Source organism: Pseudomonas sp. (genome assembly GCF_050739995.1).
GTDB lineage: Bacteria > Pseudomonadota > Gammaproteobacteria > Pseudomonadales > Pseudomonadaceae > Aquipseudomonas.
Genome location: NZ_JBOICG010000165.1, coordinates 1 through 8,991 on the forward strand (window position 1 = coordinate 1; position 8,991 = coordinate 8,991).

Annotated in this window: 7 protein-coding genes and 1 tRNA gene; 4 read left to right on the forward strand and 4 right to left on the reverse strand. The window is 58.3% G+C overall.

The genetic code is table 11. The features are described from left to right. Window positions 1–70 precede the first annotated feature (70 nt). Entirely contained in the window at window positions 71–877 is an 807-nt protein-coding gene (locus ACRESD_RS05840) for a c-type cytochrome (RefSeq protein ID WP_431750060.1), read from the reverse strand. A 647-nt stretch (window positions 878–1,524) separates the two neighbouring features. Here ACRESD_RS05840 and ACRESD_RS05845 point away from each other — a divergent pair. The 3 genes from ACRESD_RS05845 to ACRESD_RS05855 all read left to right on the forward strand — a co-directional run bounded on the left by ACRESD_RS05845 (window position 1,525) and on the right by ACRESD_RS05855 (window position 5,743). Then, entirely contained in the window at window positions 1,525–2,730 is a 1,206-nt protein-coding gene (locus ACRESD_RS05845; RefSeq protein WP_431750061.1) for an acetyl-CoA C-acetyltransferase, read from the forward strand. Window positions 2,731–2,746: 16 nt separating this feature from the next. After that, window positions 2,747–4,894: a 3-hydroxyacyl-CoA dehydrogenase NAD-binding domain-containing protein gene (locus ACRESD_RS05850; RefSeq protein ID WP_431750062.1), complete on the forward strand. Its 2,148-nt coding sequence runs from the start codon at window positions 2,747–2,749 to the stop codon at window positions 4,892–4,894. A 123-nt stretch (window positions 4,895–5,017) separates the two neighbouring features. After that, window positions 5,018–5,743, forward strand: coding sequence for an amidotransferase (locus tag ACRESD_RS05855; RefSeq protein ID WP_431750063.1), 726 nt, complete (start codon window positions 5,018–5,020; stop codon window positions 5,741–5,743). On the opposite strand, the gene ACRESD_RS05860 is transcribed toward ACRESD_RS05855, so the two are convergent. The 3 genes from ACRESD_RS05860 to ACRESD_RS05870 all read right to left on the reverse strand — a co-directional run bounded on the left by ACRESD_RS05860 (window position 5,740) and on the right by ACRESD_RS05870 (window position 8,404). After that, entirely contained in the window at window positions 5,740–6,711 is a 972-nt protein-coding gene (locus ACRESD_RS05860; RefSeq protein WP_431750064.1) for a magnesium and cobalt transport protein CorA, read from the reverse strand. The genes ACRESD_RS05855 and ACRESD_RS05860 overlap by 4 nt on opposite strands. Before the next feature lie 42 nt (window positions 6,712–6,753). Then, window positions 6,754–7,500 carry a lysophospholipid acyltransferase family protein gene (locus tag ACRESD_RS05865; protein WP_431750065.1) on the reverse strand — a complete coding sequence of 249 codons (747 nt, stop codon included), beginning with the start codon at window positions 7,498–7,500 and terminating at the stop codon, window positions 6,754–6,756. 211 nt (window positions 7,501–7,711) lie between these two features. Next, window positions 7,712–8,404, reverse strand: coding sequence for a crotonase/enoyl-CoA hydratase family protein (locus ACRESD_RS05870; RefSeq protein WP_431750066.1), 693 nt, complete (start codon window positions 8,402–8,404; stop codon window positions 7,712–7,714). A 336-nt stretch (window positions 8,405–8,740) separates the two neighbouring features. Between ACRESD_RS05870 and ACRESD_RS05875 the strand changes: the two genes are divergently transcribed. Beyond that, window positions 8,741–8,830 (forward strand) — tRNA-Ser (locus tag ACRESD_RS05875). Window positions 8,831–8,991: the final 161 nt, after the last annotated feature.

The window sequence follows — 8,991 nt, forward strand, 5'->3', positions numbered from 1 at the left end:
GCTACATATCCTGCGTCTGGCACAACGTTTTCGCGAGCAAGCCCGCTCCCACAGGGAGGCTGCACATGGCTCAGGGCCGCTGTTTACGCCCCGCCATATGCTGCAAATACCCCACCAGCAAATCCAGCTCATCGTCAGGCAATACACTCGCCGCGAACGCAGGCATTTTCGCCTGTGGCCAATGCCGCAAACTCTGCGGGTCGCGGATATAACGCTTGAGGAAGTCCCCACTGAAATACTCGGTGGGGTTGTAGGGGATGTTCAAATCCGGTCCCACCTGCGCATCGCCCGCACCATTGAGCCGATGGCACGCCAGGCAGTTTTTCTGGAACAGCGCAAAACCCTGGTTGATGGGGTCATTCGCCGCCAGCTTCGGGTCGGGTAGCAAGGCTGGGAAGCGCTCTGCCACGGTCTTCAATTGCTTGATCCCGGAGATCTGGAACGGCCACTGTTCTGGGCTGATGTGACCCGCTCGCGGGTCGGTCCACACCAAGTAAAACGGCCCGGCACTCGGTTTGCCTTCCGCCAGCGGGGGCCATGGGTGGGCTGGGTCTTCAACCGCCAGCCAGGCACGCGCGCCGTGTGTTTCCAGCAAAGGTGCGGCAGTCAGTTCGGCGGCGAAGCCATCGAGGGCGACGGCTTGCAGGTGGCTTTCCGGCTGCAGTCCCGGGAGGAGGGCCGCTAGCGGCACTGCGCGATAAGTCATGTTGTGTTTGTAAGACACATCATCGACGACCTGCACCGTTTGTACATCGGGCCGCTTGAGCAAGTCGGAGGTCTGCCAGGTCTTGCTGGTGTGCTCCAGTTCGATGGTCAGTTGCGCGGCAGAGACCGGCAGGCTCAGTAACGCGGCGAGGAGGGCGAGGATGGTTTTCAAGAGAAAGGCCCGGTGCGATGGGGGATGGCGTTTACGATACCGGAAATTCCCACGCAAAACGGCAGCGCCTGCACAGGACCGCTATGCGCAATGTCCCGGCAGGTGCTGCCAAAAACTGCAGTCCTGAGGCTGTGTGTGCACCGAATGTGGGGATTGAGTCGTCACCCGATAACCTTGGTTAGATTGGGCAAGATCAGAATCAGTGTGGTGGCGAAAAGAATAAGTCCCGCCTGACGTACTTTCGAATGTTTGAACATGGCTGACTGCCTTTTGTTGTTATTCCTGAGCGTCAAATACGTGCCGGTAAATTCCACTATGCCGATATGACGTGTCGCTTTTCTTACAGCTGCTCCAGCAAAACCCGGCAACAGCTTCTTACAGATTCAACCTTAGAGCCCCCGTTCTGCGCGGCTTAGATCCATTTCATATCAGCTTATTGGTATTTGCGCTTAAAACGGCATGAGGCTATTCGCCATCTTGGCGCCAGCCCTAGGGCTAGACAGCTAAAACGATTAATCAGTGGTTTCCCATAGCTGCCTACCGTTCGTCCGAGCGAGGGGGTCAAAAGCAATGAGCGCATCCGTCATTGAAACCGTGTCAATCGGGCCTAAGGTAGGGGCACACACGCACTGCGGTTCGAGGACGTCATGACCCAAGCTTTGATCTTTGATGCGATACGTACGCCCCGGGGCAAAGGCAAGGCCGATGGTGCCTTGCACAGTGTCAAACCGGTCAATCTGGTGGCCGGTTTGCTCACGGCGCTGGCCCGGCGCAGTGATCTCGATACGCACCAGGTCGATGACATCGTCCTCGGCTGCGTCACTCCGATAGGTGACCAGGGCGCCGACATCGCCAAGACGGCCGCGTTGGTGGCGGATTGGGACATTAGCGTCGCCGGCGTACAGATCAACCGCTTCTGCGCCTCGGGCCTGGAGGCGGTGAACCTTGGCGCGATGAAAGTGCGCTCTGGTTTCGAAGACCTGGTGGTGGTGGGGGGTGTTGAGTCCATGTCCCGCGTGCCCATGGGCAGCGACGGTGGGGCCTGGGTGCTCGACCCGCAAACCAATATGCACAGTCATTTCACGCCCCAAGGCATTGGCGCCGATTTGATCGCCACGTTGGAAGGCTTCAGTCGCCAGGATGTCGATACCTTCGCCCTAAAGTCCCAGCAGAAAGCGGCCAGGGCACGTGCAGATGGGTCCTTCAATAAATCATTGATTCCGGTGCAGGACCAGAACGGCATTGTGCTGCTGGACCATGACGAGTTTATCCGCGGCGATTCCACCCTCGACGGCCTGGGCAAACTCAAGCCCAGCTTTGAGATGATGGGCTTGATGGGCTTCGACGCTACCGCACTGCGGGTCTACAGCCATGTGGAGCGCATCCACCATGTCCACACGCCGGGCAACAGCTCCGGCATCGTCGATGGCGCTGCATTGATGTTGATTGGTTCCGAGGCCAAGGGCCGCGAACTGGGACTGCAACCGCGAGCACGCATCGTCGCCACGGCGGTCACCAGCACTGACCCGACCATCATGCTCACCGGCCCGGCGCCGGCCACGCGTAAAGCTCTGGCCAAGGCCGGGTTGCGCGTAGAAGACATCGACCTGTTCGAAGTCAATGAAGCCTTCGCCTCGGTGGTGCTCAAGTTCATCAAGGACATGGGTATCGACGCCGCACGGGTCAACGTCAACGGTGGTTCCATAGCCATGGGCCATCCTTTGGGTGCCACCGGCTGCGCGATCCTCGGCACCCTGCTCGACGAGCTGGAAGTGCGTCGGCAGCGCTATGGCCTGGCCACCCTGTGTGTCGGCGGTGGCATGGGCATCGCCACCATTATCGAACGCCTCTGAGCCTAAGGAACCCGTCATGACCGACGCCATTCGTTACGAAAAAGGCCAGGACCAGATTGTGGTGCTGACCCTCGACATGCCAGGCCAGAGTGCCAACACCATGAACGCCGCCTATCGCGAGGCCATGGCGGCCACCGTCGCACGCCTGGAGGTGGAAAAGGACGACATCGCAGGGGTGGTAATCACCTCAGCAAAGAAAACATTCTTTGCCGGTGGCGACCTCAATGAGTTGATCAAAGTCGACAAGGCCCACGCCAAGGATTTCTACGACGGCGTGCTGGTGCTGAAATCACAATTGCGTCGCCTGGAAACCCTCGGCAAACCGGTCGTGGCCGCGATCAATGGCGCGGCGCTGGGTGGGGGCTGGGAGATTTGCCTGGCCTGTCATTACCGCGTCGCGATAGACGATAAGTCCACACAGCTCGGCTTGCCGGAAGTCACCCTCGGCTTGTTGCCGGGCGGCGGCGGGGTGGTGCGCATGGTGCGCATGTTGGGGCTGGAAAAGGCCCTGCCGTACTTGCTGGAAGGTAAAAAAGTACGACCGCAACAGGCGCTGCAAGCCGGCTTGATCAATGAGCTGGCCGTGAGCCGCGAGGAGCTGCTGGCCAAATCCCGCGCCTGGATTCTCGCCAACCCTGAGGCCAGGCAACCGTGGGACAACAAGGCGTATCAAATCCCCGGCGGCACGCCGTCGAACCCCAAAGTGGCGCAGATGCTGGCGATTGCACCGTCGATCCTGCGCAGCAAAACCAACGGCTGCTTCCCGGCACCGGAAAAAATCCTCTGCGCTGCGGTAGAGGGCGCTCAGGTCGATTTCGACACCGCGCACCTGATCGAAGCCCGCTACTTCACCGAATTGGTGACGGGGCAGGTAGCGAAAAACATGATCGGCACCTTCTGGTTCCAGCTCAACGAAATCAACGCCGGCAGCTCGCGCCCCCAAGGCTTTGCGCCTTACGTGACACGCAAAGTCGGCGTACTCGGTGCAGGGATGATGGGCGCGGGCATCGCTTACGTCAGTGCCAGTGCGGGCATCGAGGTGGTGCTCAAGGACATCAACCTCGCTGCCGCCGAGAAGGGCAAGGCACACTCGGCCGCGCTGTTGGACAAGAAGGTCAGCCGTGGGCAATTGACCGCCGAGCAGCGGGACGCGACCCTGATGCGCATTCATCCTACGGCTTCTGACGCTGATCTGGCCGGTTGCGACTTGATCATCGAGGCCGTATTTGAAAACCGCGAACTCAAGGCCCAGGTTACGGCCGCCGCCCAAAGCGTGGTGGGCGCCGAGGCAGTGATCGCCTCCAACACCTCAACCTTACCCATCAGCGGCCTGGCCAACGCCGTACCTGATCCAGGCAAGTTCCTGGGCCTGCATTTCTTCAGCCCGGTGGACAAGATGCCCTTGGTGGAGATCATCAAAGGCGCGAAAACCAGCGACGAAACCCTGGCTCGAGGTTTTGATTTCGTACTGCAAATCAAGAAAACCCCGATTGTGGTCAACGACAGTCGCGGGTTCTTCACCTCGCGGGTGTTCGGCACTTTCACCAACGAAGGCATCGCCATGCTTGGCGAAGGCGTGGCTGCGCCGATGATCGAGACTGAAGCGCGCAAGGCCGGCATGCCGGTGGGGCCGTTGGCGGTGTCCGATGAAGTGTCACTCAGCTTGATGAGCCATATCCGACAGCAAACGGCCAAGGATCTGCAGGCGGAAGGTAAGGATGTGCCGACCCATCCGGCGACGCGGGTGATCGATCTGTTGGTGAATGAGTACAAACGCGCAGGCAAAGCAGCGGGCGGTGGCTTCTATGACTACCCGGCGGGTGGGCAGAAGCACCTGTGGCCCGAGTTGAAAACCCGGTTCGAACAGCCAGGCAAGCGGATTTCGCCACAGGATGTGCGCGACCGCCTGTTGTTTATCCAGGCCATCGAAACCGTGCGTTGTGTGGAGGAAGGCGTATTGATGTCCACGGCGGACGCCAATGTGGGGTCGATCTTCGGCATCGGCTTTGCCGCGTGGAGCGGTGGCGCGTTGCAGTTTATCAACCAGTACGGGTTGAACGACTTTATCGCCCGCGCCCGGTACCTGGCTGAGCAGTATGGGGAACGGTTCTCTCCACCAGCGCTGTTGCTGGAAAAGGCTGCACAAGGTGAAGTGTTTCGGTGATCTAAATGTGGGAGGGAGCAAGCTCCCTCCCACAAAGAGCCTCTACCAGGGCTTGCCTTGGAGGGGGTTTCGAGGCAGGCTCTGGGGTGTGCATTATTCCCATCACCGTGTCAGGTATTTTTTATGTCGCTACGCGTCTGTATCCTGGAAACCGATATCCTGCGTCCAGGCTTGATCGATCAATACCAAGGGTACGGGCAGATGTTCAAGCGCCTGTTCTCCAAGCAACCGATTGCCGCCGAATTTGTCATCTACAACGTGGTACAGGGTGAATACCCATCGGACGACGAAGTGTTTGATGCCTACCTGGTCACGGGCAGCAAGGCCGATTCCTTTGGCACCGACCCGTGGATCCAGACCCTCAAGACCTACCTGCTCGAACGTTATGAGCGCGGCGACAAGCTGCTAGGTATCTGCTTCGGTCACCAGTTGCTCGCACTGCTGCTGGGTGGCAAGACCGAGCGCGCGGGTCAGGGCTGGGGCATGGGTATCCACGACTACCAGCTCGATGCCAAGGCACCGTGGATGAGCCCTGAAGTGGAAGAACTGACGCTATTGATCAGCCACCAGGACCAAGTGACCACGCTGCCGGAAAACGCCACGGTCATTGCTTCCAGTGCGTTTTGCCCGTTTGCGGCGTATCACATTGGCGATCAGGTGCTGTGCTTCCAGGGTCACCCGGAATTTATCCACGATTATTCCCGCGAGTTGCTGGAGATCCTTCAGACAACCCTGGGCGAAAAAGTCTACACAAAGGGTGTGGCCAGCCTTGAGCGCGACCACCACGGCGTCACTGTGGCGGAATGGATGATGCGGTTTGTGGCCCATAAATCCGAAGCTAAGGTTTAAAGCCAACCCGAACGCTTGAAACTGGCCCACAGGCCGGTACAACCCACCGTAATGAACCCGAGCACCGCAAAATAGCCGTAGTGCCATTGCAGCTCGGGCATGTTCTGGAAGTTCATCCCGTAAATCCCCGCCACCGCCGTGGGGAACGCGAGAATCGCCGCCCACGCGGCGAACTTGCGCTGCACCACACTCTGGCGCGAAGCCTCCAGCAACACACCGATCTCGATGGTCTGGCTGGCGATATCGCGCAACGTGGTGAGGTCTTCCATCTGTCGCGTCACATGGATTTGCACGTCACGGAAATACGGGCGCATGTTCTTGTCGATAAACGGGAAGCTCAGCTTCTGCAGTTCCTGGCTGATCTCCACCATCGGTGCCACGTAGCGCTTGAGCCGCAGCACATCACGGCGCAGGCCATGCAGGTTCTGGATATCGCGCTCACTCAACGAGCTGCACAGCACGTTGCGCTCCAGCTCATCGATCTCGGCATGGATCGCCTCGCTCACCGGCTGGTAGTTCTCGGTGACGAAATCCAGCAAGGCATAGAGTACGAAGTCTTCCCCATGCTCAAGCAATAACGGCCGCGCCTCACAGCGTTGGCGTACAAAACCGTAGGACGCAGAATGCCCGTTGCGCGCCGTGATGATGTAGCCGTTGCCGGCGAAGATATGGGTTTCGATAAACTCCAGCTTGCCGTTCTCGCGCACCGGTGAATAGGTGACGATAAACAGCGCATCGCCAAAGGTTTCCAGCTTCGGGCGGCTGTGTTTTTCCAGGGCGTCTTCGATGGCCAGTTCATGCAAATTGAACTGGCGTTGCAGGTTGGCCAGTTCCTGGGCGTTGGGTTCTTCCAGGCCGATCCACACAAAATGGTCGGGTTTGGCGGCCCAGGCCGCGCCTTCATCGAGGGTGATATCGGTGACTTTTTTACCGGCGCTGTAGACCGCGGCCGCAACAACTCTACCCATGGTGCTGATCGCTTCTTATTGAGAGGACAGGTGTTGGGCAGCTTAGCTGGAAGCGAGTTCGATTGTTGCAGCCGATTGCAGCTCTCGGTCCATTGCCTCGATGCAATGGTCCATCTGTTCCTGGCAAGTCTGCATCAACTGAGGGATGTCATCCGCAGTCAGTCCAGCCGTAGGAATAGGTGGCAACGAACGAATGAGCACATCACCACTGTTCCAGCGATTGAGCTGCATATGGGTGACGTAATTGCTGACGCACACCTGCACGATCGGCACGCCCGCCGTAATTGCCATGTGGAACGCGCCTTTTTTGAACGGCAACAGGCCTTTGCCCAGGTTGCGCGTGCCTTCGGGGAACACCCAGATCGACGTGTCCTCATGCTGCAAAGTATGCGTCGTGGTGAGCATCGCACGGCGTGCCTTGTGCGCATTGCCCCGGTCGATCAACACATTACCCGCCAACCAGAACAACTGGCCGAACAGCGGCACCCACTTCAGGCTCTTCTTGGCGATACACACCGTGCGGTAAGGCACCACGGTGCCGAACACAAACAGGTCATAGTTGGATTGGTGGTTGGCGATGATCACGCAGGTGCCGGGCTTGTTGCGCAGTGAGTCGACATCGGTCTTCACGTTCAGGCGCAAGATCCACATGGCGGGCAGGGCATAGAGGCGCGCGCACAAGCGACTGTTGTCCGGGTTGAACGGTCGGCAAATGCCCAACAAAACGCCCAGCACACCGGCGACGATAAAGTGCAGGCCCATCAACAACATACGTAACAGAAAAAGCATCGACACGGCCTATCGGGACAAAAGGTGGCGCAGTGTACGGATGTGCACTGTATTCGGCAATTGCCCCTACAGACGTAGGAGATAGGCGATGTTTAAGCACATGTTTCAACATGTGCCGATACAGCCCGACTAGAGCGGCTCAAGGTGATTCTGTTTATTTGTAAGAAAAAGCCCGACTCAAGGTCGGGCTCTGGCATAACGAGAGTAGGGCTCAGCTCAGGTTGTGGCCTTGATCCTGGATGATTGCATCATCCAGCGCTTCCAACAGCGCCTTACGCACTTTCAACTTGGTGTGCTTGTGGGCGTTCATATTGATCTTCTTCAACTGACGCGCCGCTTCCAGGGCAGCAGCGTGCAACGCTTCAGGGGCGACGACTTTATCGAGGAAGCCGGCAGCCAATGCGCCCTGCGGGTCAAACATCTCGGCGTTGATCACCGAACGGTGAAATGCCGACTTGCGCAGACGATCCCGCGCCAACTCGATACCGGCGTGATGCATGGTCATGCCAATTGCCACTTCATTCAGGCCGATGCTGAACGGGCCTTCCACACCAATCCGATAATCCGCCGACAACAGCAGGAACGCGCCCTTGGCGACCGCGTGCCCAGGGCAAGCGACGATTACCGGGAACGGATGGGACAATAGTCGACGCGCCAACGTCGAGCCCGACGTCACCAGGCTGATCGCCTCTTTGGGGCCGGCCGTCATCACCTTCAAATCATAACCACCCGACAGTATCCCCGGCGTCCCGGTGATAACCACCACCGCGCGGTCCTTCTCGGCCTGATCCAGCGCCGCATTAAACTCACTCACCACCGCCGGAGAAATGGCATTCACCTTGCCGTTGCTCAAGGTCAGGGTCGCGATACCGTCTTCGAGGTGGTAGGCAATCAACTCACTCATGACGCGGTTCCTTGTAGGATTTGTTATAGAGAGGCTATTTATAGAAGTGCATGCGCAAACGTTACCCACCACGCCCGCCCTGGTAAAGCGCCGTGACTGACTACCCAGTCAGGCTTTTACGCCACACCCAAGGGTAGACGGCCCGAAGCAGGGCGCACCGACCGTCCCAGGCATCCATTCCCTATGCCCGAGAATGGCAGAATCACCGTCCCTGAATGGGCAGGTAATGGCATAACCGTCTAACCGCATGAAAATTCTGAAAAAAACCTTTGCCATCAGAAAGGCTTTCGACTACATTAGCGCGCCTCGACAGACTGAACTGGTTTGACGAGATACGGTGAAGTGTCCGAGTGGCTTAAGGAGCACGCCTGGAAAGTGTGTATACAAGAAATTGTATCGAGAGTTCGAATCTCTCCTTCACCGCCAAATTCGATGTAAACAAAACCCCTGGTTTCGAAAGAAACCAGGGGTTTTGTGATTTCTACGGCCGGAAAAACGTTCAACCCCACCGCTCAATGCCTATGCCGATGATGCACATCCGGAAAATGTGCATGGCTATGCCGCATCACACTGTGCACATGCACATG